General features: G+C 44.5%; 18 protein-coding genes. 16 read left to right on the plus strand and 2 right to left on the minus strand.

Going from position 1 to position 19338, the window contains the following annotated elements:
• Window positions 1-168 precede the first annotated feature (168 nt).
• From QY97_RS07940 to QY97_RS08015, 16 genes are all read left to right on the plus strand, one after another.
• Entirely contained in the window at window positions 169-1371 is a 1203-nt protein-coding gene (locus tag QY97_RS07940) for an iron-containing alcohol dehydrogenase (RefSeq protein ID WP_039237186.1), read from the plus strand.
• A 101-nt stretch (window positions 1372-1472) separates the two neighbouring features.
• Window positions 1473-2804, plus strand: coding sequence for an MFS transporter (locus QY97_RS07945; protein ID WP_039237187.1), 1332 nt, complete (start codon window positions 1473-1475; stop codon window positions 2802-2804).
• A 171-nt stretch (window positions 2805-2975) separates the two neighbouring features.
• A complete protein-coding gene (locus QY97_RS07950) occupies window positions 2976-5057 on the plus strand; it encodes a catalase (protein ID WP_039237189.1) in 2082 nt (693 codons plus the stop codon).
• Between the two features lie 379 nt (window positions 5058-5436).
• Window positions 5437-6948: a 4-hydroxyphenylacetate 3-hydroxylase family protein gene (locus tag QY97_RS07955; RefSeq protein ID WP_039237191.1), complete on the plus strand. Its 1512-nt coding sequence runs from the start codon at window positions 5437-5439 to the stop codon at window positions 6946-6948.
• Window positions 6949-6980: 32 nt separating this feature from the next.
• Window positions 6981-7460 carry a flavin reductase family protein gene (locus tag QY97_RS07960; protein ID WP_039237194.1) on the plus strand — a complete coding sequence of 160 codons (480 nt, stop codon included), beginning with the start codon at window positions 6981-6983 and terminating at the stop codon, window positions 7458-7460.
• An 18-nt stretch (window positions 7461-7478) separates the two neighbouring features.
• The gene (locus QY97_RS07965) at window positions 7479-8342 is read left to right on the plus strand and encodes an FAD synthetase family protein (protein ID WP_039237196.1); all 864 of its coding nucleotides are present in this window, start codon (window positions 7479-7481) and stop codon (window positions 8340-8342) included.
• Window positions 8343-8359: 17 nt separating this feature from the next.
• Window positions 8360-8791 carry a GlcG/HbpS family heme-binding protein gene (locus QY97_RS07970; protein WP_082090165.1) on the plus strand — a complete coding sequence of 144 codons (432 nt, stop codon included), beginning with the start codon at window positions 8360-8362 and terminating at the stop codon, window positions 8789-8791.
• Window positions 8792-8812: 21 nt separating this feature from the next.
• Window positions 8813-9727, plus strand: a complete 915-nt coding sequence (locus tag QY97_RS07975) for a catechol 2,3-dioxygenase (RefSeq protein WP_039237200.1) — start codon at window positions 8813-8815, stop codon at window positions 9725-9727.
• A gap of 12 nt (window positions 9728-9739) precedes the next feature.
• A complete protein-coding gene (locus tag QY97_RS07980) occupies window positions 9740-10516 on the plus strand; it encodes a 2-keto-4-pentenoate hydratase (RefSeq protein ID WP_039237202.1) in 777 nt (258 codons plus the stop codon).
• Between the two features lie 11 nt (window positions 10517-10527).
• Window positions 10528-11409: an acetaldehyde dehydrogenase (acetylating) gene (locus QY97_RS07985; RefSeq protein WP_039237204.1), complete on the plus strand. Its 882-nt coding sequence runs from the start codon at window positions 10528-10530 to the stop codon at window positions 11407-11409.
• An 11-nt stretch (window positions 11410-11420) separates the two neighbouring features.
• A complete protein-coding gene (dmpG, locus tag QY97_RS07990) occupies window positions 11421-12440 on the plus strand; it encodes a 4-hydroxy-2-oxovalerate aldolase (RefSeq protein ID WP_039237206.1) in 1020 nt (339 codons plus the stop codon).
• Between the two features lie 19 nt (window positions 12441-12459).
• Window positions 12460-13251, plus strand: a complete 792-nt coding sequence (locus QY97_RS07995; RefSeq protein ID WP_039237208.1) for a 2-keto-4-pentenoate hydratase — start codon at window positions 12460-12462, stop codon at window positions 13249-13251.
• A gap of 17 nt (window positions 13252-13268) precedes the next feature.
• On the plus strand, window positions 13269-13484 hold the full coding sequence (locus tag QY97_RS08000; RefSeq protein WP_039237210.1) for a 4-oxalocrotonate tautomerase: 216 nt from the start codon (window positions 13269-13271) through the stop codon (window positions 13482-13484).
• On the plus strand, window positions 13481-14956 hold the full coding sequence (locus tag QY97_RS08005) for an aldehyde dehydrogenase (protein WP_039237212.1): 1476 nt from the start codon (window positions 13481-13483) through the stop codon (window positions 14954-14956). Before QY97_RS08000 ends, QY97_RS08005 begins: the two co-directional genes overlap by 4 nt.
• 85 nt (window positions 14957-15041) lie before the next feature.
• Window positions 15042-15308, plus strand: a complete 267-nt coding sequence (locus QY97_RS08010) for a 2Fe-2S iron-sulfur cluster-binding protein (protein WP_046128697.1) — start codon at window positions 15042-15044, stop codon at window positions 15306-15308.
• A gap of 346 nt (window positions 15309-15654) precedes the next feature.
• Window positions 15655-17514, plus strand: coding sequence for a XylR N-terminal domain-containing protein (locus QY97_RS08015; RefSeq protein ID WP_039237214.1), 1860 nt, complete (start codon window positions 15655-15657; stop codon window positions 17512-17514).
• A gap of 178 nt (window positions 17515-17692) precedes the next feature.
• On the opposite strand, the gene QY97_RS08020 is transcribed toward QY97_RS08015, so the two are convergent.
• Complete coding sequence (locus QY97_RS08020; RefSeq protein ID WP_039237216.1) at window positions 17693-17932, minus strand: PH domain-containing protein; 240 nt, start codon at window positions 17930-17932, stop codon at window positions 17693-17695.
• Window positions 17933-18027: 95 nt separating this feature from the next.
• Window positions 18028-19263: a peptidase T gene (pepT, locus tag QY97_RS08025; protein WP_039237218.1), complete on the minus strand. Its 1236-nt coding sequence runs from the start codon at window positions 19261-19263 to the stop codon at window positions 18028-18030.
• Window positions 19264-19338: the final 75 nt, after the last annotated feature.

A 19338-nucleotide genomic window follows, 5' to 3' on the forward strand; every position in this document is an offset into this window, starting at 1 on the left:
TTGCATACTCTCCTTTGGAGTTATTTCAGCACCGATTTGGTGTTTAAATAACACCATTACTCATGTTTTTATCAAATAATCTGATAATTGTCAATATTTTAAATTTGGCACCAATCTTGTATATAGTATGGCATGTAAGGTTGATTTTAAAAAAAGGAGAGATGGATCATGCCTGTTCTTGATTTGCCGAGACATATTGTCATTGAAAGTGGTGCTTTAAACAAATTAGATGAGCTGATGGCTGCACAAGGCAGTAAACGAGTATTAGTAGTAATGGATTCTTTTCTGGCAAATCCTCCGATCAATTTACATGAGAAGGTAGTTCGTGTCCTGCGAAAAAGCGGAATTGAAAGCACCTTATTTAGCGATTATGTCGGTGAACCAACAACAAGAAACGTAGAAGAGGCAGTGAAGCAGCTGCAAACGTTTGAAGCGGATGGTGTCATAGCGATTGGCGGGGGAAGTGCAATTGACTTAGCCAAAGCAGCAGCTGTATTCGGAGCAAATAACGAGATAAAGTGGGACGAAATTGCCCGCCAGCGAAAGCTGGACCGGCTGCCTCTGCTTGCTGTCCCGACAACGGCGGGAACAGGATCAGAAGCAACAAAAATCATGGTGATCACGAACCTGGAAACGAACGTGAAAATGAATCCAAGCCACCCAAATCTTATTCCTGATGCAGCAGTGTTGGACCCTGATCTCACGCTTAGCTTGCCGGTCCATTTTACCGCCTATACTGGACTGGACGCCCTTACTCATGCGATTGAAGCCTATGTATCTAACCGGGCTTCCTCAATGACAGATCTATTTGCATTGAAAGCTATTCATGAAATAGGCCGTGCCCTGCCAAAGATAATGAAGGATGGAAAGGATAAAGAAGCGCGAAAAGAATTAATACTTGCTAGCTGCTATGCAGGGGTTGCTTTTTCGAATGCATCTACCAACCTAGCACATGCTGCTGGAAGACCTCTTGGCGCCCGTTTTCATATCCCTCATGGACTAAGCGTAGCGATGCTGCTTCCGTTTGTTTTAAGATTTGGTGTTGAATCGTGCAAGGAACGTTATGCGGATATCGCGGTTGCTTTAGGAGAGCCTTCATCCTTATCGACAGAAGAGCTGGCGAAAAGCGCTATTCGAAGGATTGATAGATATAATGAAGCCTTTAGCATTTGGAAGGACGCTCGAAAGTATATTCAACCGGAACAGCTAGTCGAAGAAATTCCTGCCCTTACAGCTGATGCCTTATCCGGAAATGGGATTCTTACAAATCGGAAGGTGCCTAATGAACATGATATCCAAGTAATTTTTCATATGCTGGCCGAAAAGCTGACGACAGTGGATGAAAAAAGTGTCGGAGCAACGATGAAATAATCGTTTTATTTGGAATTTGAAAGCGCTTACTAAAACAGGAGTAAATGGAACCGGCCGAGAAAGGTGAAGAGTAGTCAAATCTAAAACGAGGTGGGAAGACAATGAGCAAAGCAGAAGGAAGGATGCTGAAGCGGGTCGTTGGTGCGAGTCTGATCGGTTCAACTATTGAGTGGTATGACTTTTTCCTTTACGGAGTGGTCGCGGGCATTGTGTTTAACCATTTATATTTTCCAAGCGATGATCCTTTTGTCTCTACCTTACTGGCATATGCCACATTTGCTGTCGGCTTTATTGCTCGGCCGGTCGGAGGAGTGATCTTTGGACACTTCGGGGATAAAGTGGGCAGGAAGAGCATGCTGATTTTAACGCTGTCCATTATGGGGGGAAGCACATTTTTGATCGCCTTTATTCCAAGTTATGAACAGATTGGCGTTTGGGCACCTGTTCTATTGCTTCTCATGCGCATCATGCAAGGCATTGGCTTAGGTGGAGAATGGGGTGGGGCCGTTCTTATGGCTTACGAGCATGCTCCGGCCTCAAGGAAAGGATTCTATGCCAGCTTTCCGCAAATTGGTTTGTCTATAGGCCTCCTGTTAGCTTCCGGCGTTGTTGGTCTCCTTTCCTTTACTTTAACGGAAGCGCAATTTATGGCTTGGGGATGGCGGGTCGCCTTCGGTCTTAGTGCAGCATTAATTTTCTTAGGTATGTGGATCCGTTTAAACGTAACGGAATCACCTGAGTTTAAGGAAGTGAAGGAGACGAAGAAGGAGTCTAAAATTCCGATCAAGGAAATGTGGCACAACAACACAAAAAACGTTCTTGCCGGTATGGGGGCAAGATACATTGACGGTGTATTCTTCAATGTCATGGGTGTCTTCTCGATTACTTACTTGACGGCGAATTTGAACATTTCCCGAACGGATGCTTTGCTTGGTGTGTCGATTGCTGCATTCATTATGTGTTTCTTTATCCCATTTTTTGGCTATGTATCGGACCGTATCGGAAGAACACGTACCTATTGGATCGGCAGCCTCATCACTGGTTTTTCTGCTTTGCCGGCTTTCTGGCTGATGTCGCAAAGCGGCGGCAACATTACCGTCATCTGGCTATCTATTATCATTCCATTTGGCATTTTCTATGCGGCCGTCTATGGTCCGGAAGCTGCTTTATTTGCTGAGTTGTTTGATGCCAAGGTGAGATACACGGGCATGTCATTTGTGTATCAATTCTCAGGTATCTTCGCTAGCGGATTAACACCAATGATCGCTACCACACTCTTAAATTATAATAATGGAGACCCATTCTTCTTGACGATGTATGTCGTTGCTGTCGGAATCATCAGTGCGATCTCCGTAAGGTTCATTCAGCTCCGGCAAGGGCAGCAGGAAAGCAAAAAGGAGAGTGGAGATCATATAGAACCAACGGGAAGTTGACTAATAGAAGAATGAAGCCTGCTTTGGCCTCTTTATGGGGCTAAAGCAGGCATTTTTTATATTGCAGGAATTTTGTTTAAACCATGCCTAAAAGGGTAGAAAGATCAGTGGAGAATTACTACATAATTAGACATTCATCAAGAGCTCATTGATAAAAGAAAGGATGGTTGCATGCAAAAAGATCCAAACCAAAAGGGGACCTTCTCAAGCAAGAAGGACGAGCAATTGGAGCAGTTCCGCGTGGAGCATGAGGGAGCGAAGCTGACCACAAACCAGGGGTTGCCCGTGTCAGAGGATGAACACTCCTTAAAAGCCGGTGAACGCGGACCAACCTTAATGGAGGACTTCCATTTCCGCGAGAAAATGACGCATTTCGACCATGAACGGATCCCTGAAAGAGTCGTTCATGCACGAGGCTTTGGCGCCCACGGCTATTTTCAGGTATATGAGCCGATGGCGGAGTATACAAAAGCCAAGTTCTTGCAGGATCCGTCTGTAAAAACACCCGTCTTCGTTCGTTTTTCAACAGTAGCTGGCTCCCGCGGGTCAGCGGATTCCGTACGCGATGTACGCGGTTTTGCGACGAAGTTTTATACAGAAGAGGGCGTATACGACCTCGTCGGAAATAATATACCGATTTTTTTCATTCAAGATGCGATCAAGTTCCCGGATCTCGTTCATTCCTTTAAACCTGAACCTCACAATGAAATGCCGCAGGCGTCTACTGCCCATGACACATTCTGGGATTTTGTTGCGAATAACACAGAATCTGCCCATATGATTATGTGGAATATGTCTGACCGGGCGATCCCGAGAAGCTACCGGATGATGGAGGGCTTCGGCGTGCACACCTTCCGCTTTATCAATGAACAGGGCAAAGCACGTTTTGTGAAGTTTCACTGGAAGCCCGTACTCGGTGTTCATTCCTTTGTATGGGATGAAGCTCATGAGCTCGCAGGCCGTGACCCTGACTTCCATCGTCGTGATTTATGGGAAGCGATCGAAATGGGTGACTATCCAGAATTTGAGCTTGGTGTGCAAATCATTGAGGAGGAAGGTGAGTTCAAGTTTGATTTTGACATCTTAGATCCGACGAAGATTTGGCCGGAAGAGATGGTGCCGGTGAAGTTGATCGGTAAGATGACGCTGAACCGCAACCAGGATAATGTATTTGCGGAAACAGAGCAGGCCGCTTTTCATCCAGGTCATGTCGTGCCGGGCATTGACTTCTCTAATGACCCGCTTTTACAGGGACGCTTGTTCTCTTACACAGATACACAGCTGATCCGTTTAGGCGGTCCAAACTTCCATCAAATTCCGATTAACCGCTCTGTTTCACCTGTCCGTAACCATCAGCGTGATGGCTATCACCAAATGAATATTGATAAAGGAAAGGTTAGCTACCATAAAAACGGGTTACGAGGAAATGATCCGCACCCTGTGCCTGAGGAGCAGGGAGGCTATGCCCATTACCAGGAGAAGGTCGAAGGCAGAAAAGTGCGCCAGCGCAGCGATAGCTTCAAGGATCATTATTCACAGGCGAAGCTTTTCTGGAACAGCATGACGGATGTAGAGAAGCAGCATATCGTTGAAGCTTTCCATTTTGAATTAGGAAAGGTTCAAGACAAGAATATTAGACAGCAGGTCGTGAACGTCTTTGCTAATGTAGACGAGCAGCTGGCGGCCCGCATTGCAGCCGGCATCGGAGCGGAAGTGCCGAAGGATATCAAAGCGTCTACAGTTACGTTATCTTCTCCAGCCGTCAGCCAGGAGCAAAACAAGATAAAAAGCGCAGCTACCCGTAAAGTTGGTATTTTGGCAGCTGATGGCTATGACGACAGCACGATTGAACCAATTATGCAGGCGTTCAAGCAGGCGGGTGTTCATGCGGAAGTCATCAGTGGTCACTTAGGCATGATTACAGGCGTAAATGGAGAGCAGCAGGAAGTGAAGCATTCCTTCTTAACGGCTGAATCTGTTTTATTCGATGCTCTGTACGTAGCATGCGGTGAAAAGAGTGTCGAGCAGCTGAAGAAGAATAACAAAGCCGTGGAGTTTCTGAAGGACGCCTTCAAGCACTTTAAAACAATCGGTGCGGCAGGCAAAGGCGCCGAGCTGCTGATTACGGCAGGCATTCAAGCTGGATCAGATCCTGGCATTGTCATTAACAAGGACAAGAGTGATTGGGATACATTTGGCACATCCTTTATTAACGCAATTGCTGAGCATCGTCACTGGGAGAGGCAAGTATAGTAAATGAAAAACCCTCCGTTCAGGAGTGAACTGCCTTCCGTCAAGTAGACAGTAGAAATAACAAAAATAATTGAAACGGCCTTAGCTCTGCATTTGAGAGAGCTAAGGCCGTTTAGCTTTTTTGAGACAATGATATGAATGTTCAGCACCATGTACTGATAGCTGTACATTCTCTTACATGATTCATGAAGAAGCGTAGTCTCTGTAAGAATCTTTTACTTCGCTCAAATCTAACATTTTATGTTAGAATTTTCTGTTTTTTCTAACAGTTGCCGTTGTTGTTTAGTGGATAAATCGTCAGTAAGATAAAGTTAAGAATTATTTAATTGATAGTTCTTAATATCAAAAATGTAAGGGTTTACAAAAAGGAGTGAAGATAATGCTAACTGGTCAACAATACTTGGAAAGCTTAAAAGATGGAAGAGAAGTCTATCTAAACGGTGAGAAAATTAACGACGTAACTAAGCACCCGGCATATAGAAACTCAGCCCGGTCCATCGCAAGAATGTATGACGCGCTGCATGATCCAGAGATGGGGAAAGTATTAACGGCTGAAACAGAGTATGGTGACCGCACACATAAGTTTTTTAGAACTCCAAATAGTGCGCGGGACTTATTAGAATCAAGGGATGCGATCGCTCAATGGGCTAAATTGAGTTATGGATTTATGGGACGCACCCCTGATTATAAAGCATCTTTTACTGGACAATTAGATGCTTTATCTGAATATTACCAAGGTTTCGAAGGAAATGCAAAAGCCTGGTACAAAAAAGCAACGAAAGATGTTCCTTTTATTAATCACACTATTATCAATCCTCAGGTCGATCGCTCAAAACCGCTCCACGAAAATAAAGACGTATTCGTCCGGGCAGTTGATGAACGGGATAACGGTATCATCGTCAGTGGAGCTAAAATGGTAGGAACTGCTGCTGCTCTCACTCATTATAATTTCGTTTCCAACTATGGACCGACTGATTTAGGAGATGGTGACCAAAGCCACGCCCTAATTTTCTTTGTACCGATGAATGCACCTGGTGTAAAAATGATCAGCCGGCAGTCTTACGAGTTACAAGCGTCTGTAACCGGTTCCCCTTACGATTATCCGCTTTCTAGCCGCTTTGATGAAAATGACGCTGTTATTGTGCTTGATAATGTATTTATTCCATGGGAAGACGTACTTGCTTATAAAAATACTGATATTACAAATGGTTTTCTTATGGAAACAGGATTTGTAAACCGCTTTACGTTCCACGGCTGTACTCGCTTTGCTGTTAAGCTTGATTTTATGGCGGGCCTGTTACTAAAAGCGACTGAGGCGGCCGGTACAAAGCAATTTAGAGGAGTTCAGGCTAATATCGGTGAGGTGCTTGCTCTTCGTAACATGTTCTGGGGACTATCGACCGCGATGGCTACTGAGCCGGAGTTTGGCCAAAATGGTGTAGCCATTCCAAATGGATTCTACGCTAATTCTTATCGAGTGCTGGCACCGATGACCTGGGTACGTGTAAAGAACATTTTCGAACAGGTCGTTGCAGGAGGGTTAATCCAGCTGCCATCAAGTGCGAATGATTTTCTAAATGATGATCTTCGTCCATATTTAGACAAATATTACCGAGGGTCCGGAATCAACGCAGAAGACCGTGTGAAACTGATGAAAATGATTTGGGATGCTATTGGAACAGAGTTTGGCGGACGTCATGAATTGTATGAAGTAAACTATGCAGGCAATCACGAAAACATTCGGTTAGAGGCGCTGAAGCATGCAGATGCGGTAGGTGCATCAGACAACTTGAAATCGTTTGTTAACACCGCTCTGGCTGATTATGACTTGCACGGATGGACAAATCCGGCTTGGCAGGAAGAGACATCAGAAAAGGTGGAAGTAAAGTAATTGAATCTATCTATTCAAGAGGAGGAGACATGATGGAGGATTATCAATTTCGTCAAGCGATGGGTAAATTCGCTACCGGTGTAACGGTCATTACAACCGAGGTGGAGGAAGAAGTGTACGGAATGACAGCAAATGCTTTTATGTCTGTGTCACTTGATCCAAAGCTTGTAGTGATATCAATTGGAGAGAAAGCTCAAATGCTAGAGCGAATTAAAAAGAGTCAAAAGTTTGCTGTGAATATTTTAGCCGCTGATCAAAAAGAATTGTCAATGATTTTTGCTGGACAAATAGAAGAGGGAAAGGAAGTACCATTCTCCAGGCTTGGTGATTATCCAGTAATAGAAGGTGCGGCAGCACAAATTACGTGTGAAGTATCAAGTGAACATGTAGAGGGTGACCATACGCTGTTTATTGGCAGAGTGACAAATATTCATTTAACAGAAGCTAATCCGCTCATTTTCTACAGCGGAAGATACCGGTCTCTCGAGGAAGAAGAAGTAAGCGCTATTTAACTAAAGGAGGCGGCCTACTTGAAAACAGTCTACTTAAATCCAGAAAACCTTCAGCGTTATCAGCAGCAGGCAGGGCTGTGTGTCATCGCCCTTGGTTTTTTCGACGGCGTTCACAAGGGGCATCAGCAGGTCATTCAAGCAGCAAGGAATGTAGCTAGGGAAAAGGGCGTATCGCTGGCAGTGATGAGCTTTTTCCCCCATCCGAAGGAGGTGCTGACCAATGGCTCGCAACAGGTCGACTACTTGATGCCGGTCAAAGAGAAACAGAGAATTTTCAAAGAACTAGGCGTAGATATAGCGTATATTGTGGAGTTTAATTCGAGCTTTTCTGCTCTTTCCCCAGAACAGTTTGTACAGAAATATTTGTTAGGGCTCGGTGCTATACATGCTGTTGCTGGATTTGATTTTACTTACGGCTGTCGTGGCGCAGGGAATATGAAGCGGATGAAAGAAGATTCAGGTGGCCTCCTTGAAGTGACACAAATAGAAAAAATAGCAGCAGATAATGAAAAGATCAGCTCAACGCTGATCAGAAAAACAATCCGTGCGGGGGAAATGGATAAGATCCCTACGTATCTAGGAGAGTACTACTCTATAAAAGGGCAAATGCTATTGAAAAAGCACACGGCTGCTGTCCAGGTTGAGCCCTACTATTTGCTGCCGGCACCGGGTGTGTATGAAGTAAGGATAAAAAGCCGGTTTGATTATAAGCAGGCAGAAGTAATTGTAACGGAAGAGCCGGGCCTTATCTATTTGCCAAGCCTTAATAAAAGAGAGGTTTCGCGGTATAGGTACGTAACGGTTGAATGGAAGCGTTGTCTATCTAAAGGATTGTCCAGCCGGTATTATTATGCAAGTGAGAAAGCGCTTTCGACTGGTTAAACAGGAGAGTGACAAACATGACGACATTCATTGAACAAAAAACAATTTCAAGTGAGCTTGCCGAACAGATGGTAAGAGCTGCGAAAGAAAAAGCAAGGGAGCTTGGTATAGCCATAAATGCTGCAATTGTAGATGCGGGAGGAAACCTAGTGGCTTTTTCTCGTATGGATCATGCGCCTTTGTTAAGTATTAATATTGCTCAGGACAAAGCTTACACGGCTGCTGCATTTGGTCTTCCCACCCATGAATGGTATGACTTGATCAAAGATCAGCCTTCCTTAAAAACAGGCATTGTGCATACGAAACGGCTGACTGTTTTCGGAGGCGGTTATCCTGTTCGCTGTGATGGCCAGGTTGCTGGCGGGATTGGTGTAAGCGGCGGATCAGTAGAGGAGGACCAGGCTTGTTGTGAAGCGGCACTTAGCCTTTTAGCAGATAAAGCAATCTAGCTAATATGAGGGGGATGGACAATGAGCGGAATTATGCGTATCGGGCGTTTGGAATTGCGGGTAATGGATCTTGAAGAATCTGTTAATTATTATACAGACATTATCGGACTGGAAGAAACAGGCCGTGATGGAGACCGGGTATATTTAAAAGCTTGGGACGAATACGATCATCATAGTATTATTCTGCAAAAATCTGATTCTGCTGGCATGGATCATATGGGCTTTAAAGTGAGAGATATTTACGAATTAGAGAAACTAGAGCATAGAATCGAACAATTTGGCTGCAAGCTTACACGTATTCCATACGGAACGAGATTAGCTGAGGGACAGGCTGTAAGGTTTGAAATTCCGACCGGCCATCAAATGGAGTTGTATACGGAGATTGAACAAGTCGGCACAGGCACAGGAATTATTAATCCGCATCCATGGCCAGATGGGTTAAGAGGCATAGCACCGCATCGTCTTGATCACACCTTGCTGACTGGAGATGATATTGAGGCGGTTACACGCTTCTTTACAGAAGTTCTCGATTTTCATCAAACAGAGAAGATCGTCACCGTAGATGGAGAGGTTATGATTGGCAGCTTTTTATCAGCAACGAATAAAGCGCACGATGTGGCATTTGTTAAGGGGCCGGATGCGAAGTTCCATCATGCTGGGTTTTACGTGGATAACTGGTATGAGGTACTGAAGGCAGCAGATATTTTAACGAAAAACGAGGTGCCTGTGGAAGTGACACCAACACGCCATGGAGTGACACGCGGTCAAACGGTTTACTTTTTTGACCCATCTGGTAATCGAAATGAGGCATTTGCGAGCGGGTATGTATCTTATTCTGATTTTCCTACAATCACTTGGACTGAAGATAAGATTGGCACAGGAATTTTCTATCATCGTCGTGAGCTGGTGGAATCATTCTCTAAGGCACTTACGTAGGGGGAATATGAAATGAATGTTAAGGAATCAGCACTTAGTTTACTAGAAGCAGAAAGAACAAAGCAGCCGATTGCCCCTTTAACAGACAGTTATAAGAAGATAACTGTTGATGAAGCCTACCATATTCAGCTGGAACAAATTCAACAAAAGGTGAGAAATGGGGCCGTTATTGTAGGCAAAAAAATCGGCTTAACGAGTAAAGTCATGCAAGCTATGTTCAATGTAGAGGAACCTGACTACGGACATCTGCTAGATAGCATGATGCATTTGGACGGCGAGACGATTTCTCTCAAAGAATTTCTTCAGCCCAAGTTAGAGTTTGAAATCGCTTTTGTGTTAAAGAAAGACCTCAAAGGACCCAATGTTACGGCATTCGAGGTCATTGAAGCAACAGATTACGTAGTCCCGGCTATTGAAGTCATAGACAGCCGTATTAAAGACTGGAATATCCGCTTTGAAGATACGGTAGCTGATAATGGTTCCTCCGCGCGAGCAATCATTGGAGGAAAGCCAACAAAGCTCGATAACCTTGATCTATCCTGTATAGGAATGAATGTCTATAAGAATGGGGTCTGTTTTGATTCGGCAGCTGGGGCAGCGGTAATGGGAAATCCGGTGCGAGCAGTAGCATGGCTTGCGAATGCGCTTAGCAGGTACGGCATTTCTCTTTATGCAGGTGAAGTCATACTTTCCGGAGCTTTATCTAAGGCGGTCCCTGTTGCCGCTGGTGAAACATTTACTGCAGAATTTGCTCACATTGGCTCAGTGTCAGCAGCATTTGGTGAATAGGAGGCGGCAAAATGACGAAGTACAAGGCGGGTATTATAGGTTCAGGGAATATTGGAACAGATTTAATGTATAAGCTTGAGCGGAGTGATCAGTTAGAAATGAATGTAATGGTCGGCATCGATCCTTCTTCAGAAGGGCTAAAGCGGGCTAAAGAGCGCGGATACCATGTTATCACAGATGGCATTGAAGGGTTGATGAAGCAGCCAGAGCTTGTGGATATTGTGTTTGATGCTACGACAGCAGGTGCTCACAAATACCATCATGATCAGTTGACGGCAATTGGCAAAAAGGTGATTGATTTAACGCCAGCAGCGATCGGCCCATTTGTTGTGCCACCGGTTAATTTAGATCAGCATTTATCCGAGCCAAACGTCAATATGGTTACGTGCGGGGGGCAGGCAACTATCCCGATCGTTCATGCTATTCACCGCGCGGCGCCGGTGAAGTATGCAGAAATTGTAGCAACTGTCTCCAGTAAAAGTGCAGGACCGGGTACGAGAGCCAATATTGATGAATTTACCCGGACAACGGCGAGAGCAATTGAAGAGGTTGGGGGAGCTGAAAAAGGAAAAGCGATCATTATCTTAAATCCTGCGGACCCTCCAATTATTATGCGTGACACCGTTCATGTACTTGTAGCAGAGGAAGGAAAGGAAGCGGAAATTCTTGCTTCTATAGAAGATATGGTGAAGGAAGTACAAAATTATGTGCCAGGCTATCGGCTGCGCAGCGCTCCGCAGTTTGATGGGACAAAGGTGTCTGTTTTTATTGAGGTAGAAGGAGCAGGGGATTTCTTCCCGCCTTACTCTGGCAATCTAGATATTATGACGGCCGCAGCAGCAAAAGTAGGGAATGAGATGACGAGGCAATTAACAGCGATAGCATCCAGATAAGGAGGGATAAAATGGGGAAACGAAGCTTTAACATTTTAGATGTAACACTGCGCGACGGCAGTCATGCGGTAAAACATTCCTTTACTGAAGAGCAGGTCAGACAGGTAGCAAGAGGCCTAGACCAAGCAGGCGTTCGTTACTTTGAGGTATCACACGGAGACGGCCTTGGCGGGTCATCTCTACAATACGGGTTATCGGCAGTGGATGAGATGAAGTTGATTGAGGCAGCAGTGGACGAATGTGAGCAGGCGGAAGTATCCGTGTTGTTGCTTCCAGGTATTGGCGTGAAAGAAGACTTGGAGGATGCTGTAAAGGCAGGGGCGAAAATGGTTCGCGTAGCGACTCATGTAACGGAAGCCGATGTGGCCCGCCAGCAAATAGAGCTTGGAAGAAATCTAGGTTTAAAAACAATTGGTTTCTTAATGATGGCTCATATGGCACCGGTTGACAAGCTAATCGAGCAGGCGAAGTTATTTGAAAGCTATGGAGCAGAAGTTGTCTATGTAACCGATTCAGCTGGTGCTTTAATGCCCCATGAAGTGAAAGAGCGAGTGTCCGCACTAAAAGATCATCTTTCATGTAAGGTAGGTTTTCATGGACACAACAACTTGTCGCTTGCTATGGCCAATACAATCGCTGCGGTAGAGGCTGGAGCCGCTTACGTTGATGGAAGCCTCCGCTGCTTAGGAGCTGGAAGCGGGAATACGCAAACAGAAGTAATGGCTGCAGTGTTTGAGCGCCTCGGCTATCAAACAGGTATCGATTTATATAAAGTAATGGATGTTGCGAATGATGTAGTGGCGAAGATTATGCCTCGTCCTCAAGAGATTACGGGTTCTAGTCTGATTATGGGATATTCGGGCGTGTATTCAAGCTTTTTACTTCATACTCATGATGCAGCGAAGAAATTTGGTGTGGATGAGCGCAGTATTTTAATTGAACTTGGAAAAATGCAGGCAGTCGGCGGGCAGGAAGATTTGATTTATGAGGTGGCTGCGGACATTTCTAAGAGAAACAAAGCGCTAGTATAGAGAGAAGGGGCGAACTGAAATGGTGATAACTGAGCTGGTTGATTATATTGCCTACGAGCTGTTTCAGGCAGAGGCAGAAGGTAAGGAAGTCGACAAATTCACTGAGCTTTATCCAGAGCTTGACTTAGGGCTTGCCTATGAGATTCAGAAGAGATTAGTTGAGTTAAAGGTGGAAAAACACCAGACAAGAAGATCAGGATACAAGCTTGGGCTCACGAGTAAAGCTAAGCAAGAGATGATGGGTGTACATGAGCCTACATATGGTGTTTTGCTTGAGGATATGCAGTTGATGGAAGGACAAGAAGTGTCTATTGCTCCTTTTATTCACGCTAAGATCGAGCCAGAAATTGCTTTCATTTTTAATAAAGAGGTCAGCGGACCGTCTATCAATACAGCGGATATTCTTGATGCTACCGCTTATATTGCGCCAGCTATGGAGGTTATTGATAGTCGCTACCGTAATTTTAATTTTACCTTGGCAGACGTGGTAGCAGATAACTCCTCTTCTTCCCGCTATATCATGAGCGAAAAGCTTTATCGCCTGGAAGATATTGATTTGCGCCTCATGGGGATGGTGTTCAAGAAAAACAGTCAAATTGAATCAACAAGTACCGGGGCTGCGGTTATGGGACATCCGGCAAGAGCCATAGCATGGATGGCGAATGAGCTTTCTAGGAGCGGCCAATCGATTAAACCGGGAGATGTGGTTCTTTCTGGCGCGCTTGCCGGTGCGGTTGAAATACATGCAGGCGATCATTTTTCTGTACAGTTTGATGGTATCGGATCATTAGACATCTCGTTTAAAGAATAGAAGAGGAGTGATATGCTGTGCCTTTCATCCAAATAAATATTATCGAAGGAAGAACACCTGAAAAAAAGGAGCGGCTTATTCGTGAGGTGACAGATAAGGTAGCAGACATTCTTGAAAGCCCCGTACAAAACGTTCGAGTAATGATTAATGAGATGCCGCCAGAGCATTGGGGAATTGCCGGTGAGTCTGTAAAAAGAAGAAATGAACAAGAAGCAAAGGGGGTAAGGTCATGACGAATACAAAAGTTAAGGTAAGAGAGGTAAAGCTTTATATTGATGGGGAGTATGTAGAATCCAGCAATGGATCAACTTTTGAAGTGAAAAACCCAGCCACACAAGAAGTCATTGCCCAGGTACACGAAGCCACAAAGGAAGACGTGGACCGGGCTTGCCGGGCGGCCCGTCGCGCATTTGAAGAGGGACCATGGCGTACAATGTCTCCAGCAGAACGGTCAAGTAAAATCCGCCGCATGGCAGAAATTATTATTGAACGCAAAGAGGAACTTGCACGTTTAGAAGCACTGGACGTCGGAAAGCCTTACCCGGTGGCTCTAGAAAAAGAAATTCCGCGAGCTGCCCATAATTTAAAATTCTTTGCGGATTTCATGGAGCAGCAAGGCGGGGAAGTGTATCCGATGGGAGAAGAATATTTAAATTATACGCGTTATGAACCTGTTGGTGTAGCCGCTCTTATTACACCCTGGAACCTGCCGTTTATGCTAACAACATGGAAGCTGGGCCCTTGCCTTGCTACAGGAAACACAGCTGTGATCAAGCCTGCAGAGGTCACACCACTGACTGTTTCGCTTCTCGGTGAAATAGCGAAAGAAGCCGGTATTCCAGACGGAGTAGTAAATGTTGTGCAAGGATTTGGGCCAAACTCAGCAGGAGAGTTCATGACGACACATCCGGAAGTAGATTTAATTTCGTTTACAGGTGAAACATCGACAGGCAAGGCAATCATGAAAAATGGTGCTGATTCATTGAAGAAAGTATCATTCGAGCTTGGAGGCAAAGCCGCGAATATCATATTTGAAGATGCAAATCTTGATAAAGCTGTACCTACTTCTATCCAAGCTGCTTTTATGAATTCAGGACAAGTCTGCCTGGCGGGCTCTCGAATTCTCGTTCAACGTTCTATATTCTCGGAGTTTGTAGAGCGCTTTAAGAAGGCGGCTTCGGAATTAAAAGTCGGAGATCCGCAAGATACGCAAACGAACATGGGACCTGTTGTAAGTGAAGAGCATTATCAAAAGGTAACAAGCTATCTCGGTATTGCTGAGGAGGAAGACTCTGAACTTGTTTATGGCGGAAAACGCCCTGATTTGCCTGAATATTTAAACAAAGGATATTATTTGGAGCCCACGATCTTCATCCAAGAAAACCCTCAAGCGCGTATTTGCCAAGAAGAAATCTTTGGGCCCGTAGTCACGCTGATCCCATTCGATATGGAGGAAGAAGCCTTAGAGATTGCTAACAGCACCGAATATGGGTTAAACGGTGTTATTTGGACAGATAACTTACAGCGTGCCCATCGAGTCTCACATGATGTCCGGGCGGGAACTATCTGGGTTAACTGCTGGTTCGTCCGTGATTTGCGAGCTCCTTTTGGAGGCTTTAAGAAAAGTGGAATTGGCCGCGAAGGAGGCCATCACAGCCTTGAGTTCTTCAGCGAGGCCAAAAATATTTGTATTGCGCTGAAATAAGTACAGCAACAAGGTGCATAAATTTGCGGGAAACCGGCCGATTATCTGTTTGCCTTGTCAATTTCCTCAAAAGGTGGGAGAAAAAATGAAATTGTCTGCTGCTGAAAAAGTTACTGTTCAGTCACTTCCTGGTCATTCATTGCTACAAGCGGCGTTAAGTCAGAAGGTGAATATTTCATATGCCTGCACAAGGGGTGGCTGCGGCATGTGTAAAGTAAAAGTAGAAAGTGGAAAATTTCAACTAGGGCTCTGTTCAAAAACAGCTTTGGATGATCTGGAGCGAAGAGACGGAATCGTCCTAGCTTGTAAAACCTTCCCAGAGGAAGATGTCACGATCACCTTTGTTCAATAAAGACTATGTCATGTTACTTTAGCTTCTTATAATGCAACTAAAATAATGAGAATTATCTCTGCTGGTTTCTATATTGCTCTTTAGAGCGTTCCTTATACCAGTTTCCATAAGGGTCTCTTTAAAACTGTTCTCTCTATTTTATAGATTTACCCATAGCCGCTAGGTGACATGCCGAGCGGCTGACTGGCTGTTATTCCTTAAATGTCAGTTAGAGTGGTTGCAGGGTGAAAAAGTTGGAATTTTCAATTATTATGTAAAATATAGAAAGCGCTTTCTGTAAATATAAGATAAATAGTAGAGTTTTGTGGCAGTCCGCTGAAAAAGAAAGTACAAAGGTGGGAGAATGATGGAGACAACACAGTCTCTCGTACAAACACTAAATTTGACTTGCCGGGAAGGATTGGTATACACAGATGAGGTTCGGTCGCTTCTTATTCCAGCAGAGGCTTTTGGTACGCTAAGAAAAGACTTGATTAAGAACATAGGAATCGAACGAATGAGAGCTTTTCTTTTTCGCTACGGCTGGAATCTTGGAAGGCAGGATGCAGAGCAGGCACCCCCGGAGCCGTCTAGCTCCTTAAAGGAGAAGGTTAGCTATGGACCGGTAGTTCATTCTCTAAAGGGGCACGTTCAGGCGTCATTAAGGAGCTTGGATATTACGGAAGAAGGCTCCAAAGTAACACACTTTTATATGGAGGGCACATGGAAATACTCTTATGAAGCAGTTGAGCATGTAAAGAACTTTGGCTTATCGGATCACCCTATTTGTTATACGCTGACTGGTTATGCAAGCGGCTATATTTCAAAGCTGATCGGAGAGACAGTTATCTTTAAGGAAACAGCATGTGCAGGAGCAGGAGCAGAGGAATGTCAGTGGGTGGGCCGGTTAGTATCAGAGTGGGGAGATGCTGCAGATGAACAGCTTAGCTACTTTGAGGAACTTCCTATATTACAGGAGCTTGAGCATACTCATCAGCATCTAATAGAAGAGAAGAATAACCTTGCAAAAGTAACAGCTGTCCATGAAATGCTGACTGAGGAAATTGTGAAAGGGAATCACCTTGATTCCATTGTTCGCGTTATGTACGAGCAGACAGGTATACCAGTATTAATTGAAAACTCCTACCATGAACCACTCGCATACGAAGGCCTCTCGCAGGAGCGCCTCAAGCAGGAAATGCAAGATACGGATTGGAGTAAACAGTCTATTTATAAAACAAAAGCAATCGAGACAAAAGCGGGGACACGCCTGGTTAAGCCTGTGTCTTTGCAAGGGGAGATCGTTGCCTATTGTTCTTTCTTCTTTGAGGAAAGGAAGCTGATAAATTCTCAAATTGTTTCTATGTTCATTGAAAAACTATCATCTGTTTGTTCGCTGGTACTCTTGAATGAAAAAACTAAATTCGAAGAGGCCGAACGAATGAAGGGGCGCTTTTTAGAGGAAATTCTAAATAAGAAATATGATGAGAAGAAAGATATATTAAAGCGCGCAGGCTTTATTTCTCTTGATTTATCGAAGCCTTACTATATATGTGTCGTACAGTATAAATTGCCGGAACATAATACAGAAAGAGAGCTTGCTTTTCACGACATTGTGTTGAAAGAGACATCCACTTACTTTAGAAATGAAAAGGTTGACACATTAATTGGCCAGCGTTGTTCTAGTATTATTGTGTTAATCACAGAGCCTGAACAAGGGGAACAGGCGGTCACAGATCTATGTTGGGCCCTTCTGAACAAACTTGAATCTATTGACGGCCAAGTTGATTTTCAAGTAGGAATCAGTCTGAAAAGCGATAATATTATTCAATCAGCAGAAGCGTATAAGGAAGCGCTGACCGCTTCACGAATCGCCTCTAGGAACCTGCCGGTCGTTACTTTTGAATCACTCGGTATTGTCGGCTTGCTAGCCAATGATTACCATGAAAAAGAGTTAGAGAAACTGGCCAAGTCTACACTAGGACCTCTCTATGGCGAAGGGGATGAGAAAAAAATAGAGCTTTTGAAGACGTTATATGTTTTTCTGCTGAATGGCGGAAACCATGAACAGACTTCCGAAGACATAGGCTTATCCATTAGCGGACTTCGTTACCGGATAAGTAAAATCACCTCCATCTTACAATGCAGCCTGCGTGATGCCGAGGAGAATTTTCATCTCTTACTCGCATTGAAAGCCTTAAAGTTCACTGGAAAATTAGACGTGTAGTGGAGGGAAGGCGCACTAATAAGTATAGAGATGTCATAATATGTTAGAGTCATAAAAAAGTCTATAGATTTAGCGGGGAGCTAAATGAAAACTTCAGGTTGTCTAGCCTTAGTGATTCCTCATTTCCCTTTAAGAGATAAAGCAGAATTTTGTTTTAAAAAAAGAGCAAGCCTGCTTTTTAAGCGAGGTCTTGCTCCATGTGCCTAGGCTGTTGCTCCAGCATGTTTAACTCCATTTGCTTCATTTCGAGGCGAAGCTTCTCTGTTTCGAGGACATAATTTTTTTGCTTGAGCTTTTCGAGCTCGATTTCATCCTTGATGATCTCGTGCTTGATCCGCATTTGTTTGCGGAGGTGAGACGTGACAATCGCAACGAGCGGGATTGAAAAGATCATGACAACCGTAATGAATTCTGTCATTAACAGCACCCCATTTACATTGTTTGTCCCATTATACAATAATATGGAAGAGGGAGAAACCGGTGATAGATCCGGATTCTAAAGTTAAGGACCGCTTAGGAAGCTTTTTCTTCAAACAGCTTCGCGATTTCGACGATGACCTTTACAGCCTGCTCCATCACATCGACAGAGATGTATTCAAATCGTCCGTGAAAGTTCTCGCCGCCTGTGAAGATATTTGGTGTCGGCAAGCCCATGTAGGACAGCTGAGAGCCGTCTGTGCCGCCGCGGATCGGCTCGACGATCGGTTCAATATGAAGCTTCTTCATCGCCTCGTAGGCAATATCTACGACCTCTCGCACTGGCTCGATCTTCTCTCTCATATTGTAGTATTGATCATTCATCTCCAGCTGGACCCGCTCTTCTCCATATTTCTCTTGAAGCTCTTTCACAATAGTAGTCAGCAGCTGCTTGCGGCCGGCAAACTTTTCCTTATCGTGATCTCTTATAATGTAGTTCAATTCAGTTTTTTCTACGTCCCCGCTCATAGAAATTAGATGATAGAACCCTTCATATCCTTCTGTGAATTCAGGTGCTTCTTCAGCAGGGAGCTTTTCATGCAGCTCCATGGCGATTTTCGAAGAATGGATCATTTTGTTTTTCGCTGAACCAGGGTGCACGTTTTTTCCGTAGCACGTAACCTTCGCTGCCGCTGCATTAAAGCTTTCGTATTGCAGTTCGCCGAGAGGACCGCCATCAATCGTATAGGCATAAGCAGCATGAAAAGCCTGTACATCGAATTTGTGGGGACCTCTGCCGATTTCTTCGTCGGGGGTGAAGGCGATTCGAATGGTGCCGTGCTTGATTTCAGGGTGCTGAATTAAATATTCCATCGCGGTCATGATTTCTGTAATGCCTGCCTTATTATCAGCGCCAAGCAGGGTCGTCCCGTCTGTTGTGACAAGCGTATGGCCCTTGTAGCCCGCAAGTTCAGGGAAATCATTTGGAGACAGGGCAATTGATAGCGATTGATTCAACACAATATCTTTTCCGTCATAGCTTTCAACAACCTGTGGTTTGACGTTTTCTCCGGTGAAATCCGTCGCCGTATCTACGTGTGCCAGGAAGCCGATAACGGGCACCTCCTTGTCCGTATTGGACGGCAAGGTCGCCATTAAATAACCATTTTCATCAACTGTAACCTCCTGCATGCCGATGCGGTTTAACTCTTCCTCCAGCATGCGCAGTAATGTCCATTGTCCCGGAGTTGAAGGGGTTGTATCGCTGTTTTCATTCGATTGGGTGTTCACTTTTACATAGGAAGTAAATCTGTCAATTAACGTTTGCTTCATAAATAGACAGCTCCTTTATTAATCTTGCTTTTATTTTAGCATAGAGGGTGGAGGAAGATGGAAAAATAAAACCAG

It is taken from the genome of Bacillus thermotolerans (genome assembly GCF_000812025.2).
Lineage (GTDB): Bacteria > Bacillota > Bacilli > Bacillales > Domibacillaceae > Quasibacillus > Quasibacillus thermotolerans.

Coding starts and splice junctions, on each gene's coding strand:
- QY97_RS07940 (WP_039237186.1), top strand. CDS start 169: ATGCCTGTTCTTGATTTGCCGAGACATATTGTCATTGAAAGTGGTGCT.
- QY97_RS07945 (WP_039237187.1), top strand. CDS start 1,473: ATGAGCAAAGCAGAAGGAAGGATGCTGAAGCGGGTCGTTGGTGCGAGT.
- QY97_RS07950 (WP_039237189.1), top strand. CDS start 2,976: ATGCAAAAAGATCCAAACCAAAAGGGGACCTTCTCAAGCAAGAAGGAC.
- QY97_RS07955 (WP_039237191.1), top strand. CDS start 5,437: ATGCTAACTGGTCAACAATACTTGGAAAGCTTAAAAGATGGAAGAGAA.
- QY97_RS07960 (WP_039237194.1), top strand. CDS start 6,981: ATGGAGGATTATCAATTTCGTCAAGCGATGGGTAAATTCGCTACCGGT.
- QY97_RS07970 (WP_082090165.1), top strand. CDS start 8,360: ATGACGACATTCATTGAACAAAAAACAATTTCAAGTGAGCTTGCCGAA.
- QY97_RS07975 (WP_039237200.1), top strand. CDS start 8,813: ATGAGCGGAATTATGCGTATCGGGCGTTTGGAATTGCGGGTAATGGAT.
- QY97_RS07980 (WP_039237202.1), top strand. CDS start 9,740: ATGAATGTTAAGGAATCAGCACTTAGTTTACTAGAAGCAGAAAGAACA.
- QY97_RS07985 (WP_039237204.1), top strand. CDS start 10,528: ATGACGAAGTACAAGGCGGGTATTATAGGTTCAGGGAATATTGGAACA.
- dmpG (WP_039237206.1), top strand. CDS start 11,421: ATGGGGAAACGAAGCTTTAACATTTTAGATGTAACACTGCGCGACGGC.
- QY97_RS07995 (WP_039237208.1), top strand. CDS start 12,460: ATGGTGATAACTGAGCTGGTTGATTATATTGCCTACGAGCTGTTTCAG.
- QY97_RS08005 (WP_039237212.1), top strand. CDS start 13,481: ATGACGAATACAAAAGTTAAGGTAAGAGAGGTAAAGCTTTATATTGAT.
- QY97_RS08010 (WP_046128697.1), top strand. CDS start 15,042: ATGAAATTGTCTGCTGCTGAAAAAGTTACTGTTCAGTCACTTCCTGGT.
- QY97_RS08015 (WP_039237214.1), top strand. CDS start 15,655: ATGGAGACAACACAGTCTCTCGTACAAACACTAAATTTGACTTGCCGG.
- QY97_RS08020 (WP_039237216.1), bottom strand. CDS start 17,932: ATGACAGAATTCATTACGGTTGTCATGATCTTTTCAATCCCGCTCGTT.
- pepT (WP_039237218.1), bottom strand. CDS start 19,263: ATGAAGCAAACGTTAATTGACAGATTTACTTCCTATGTAAAAGTGAAC.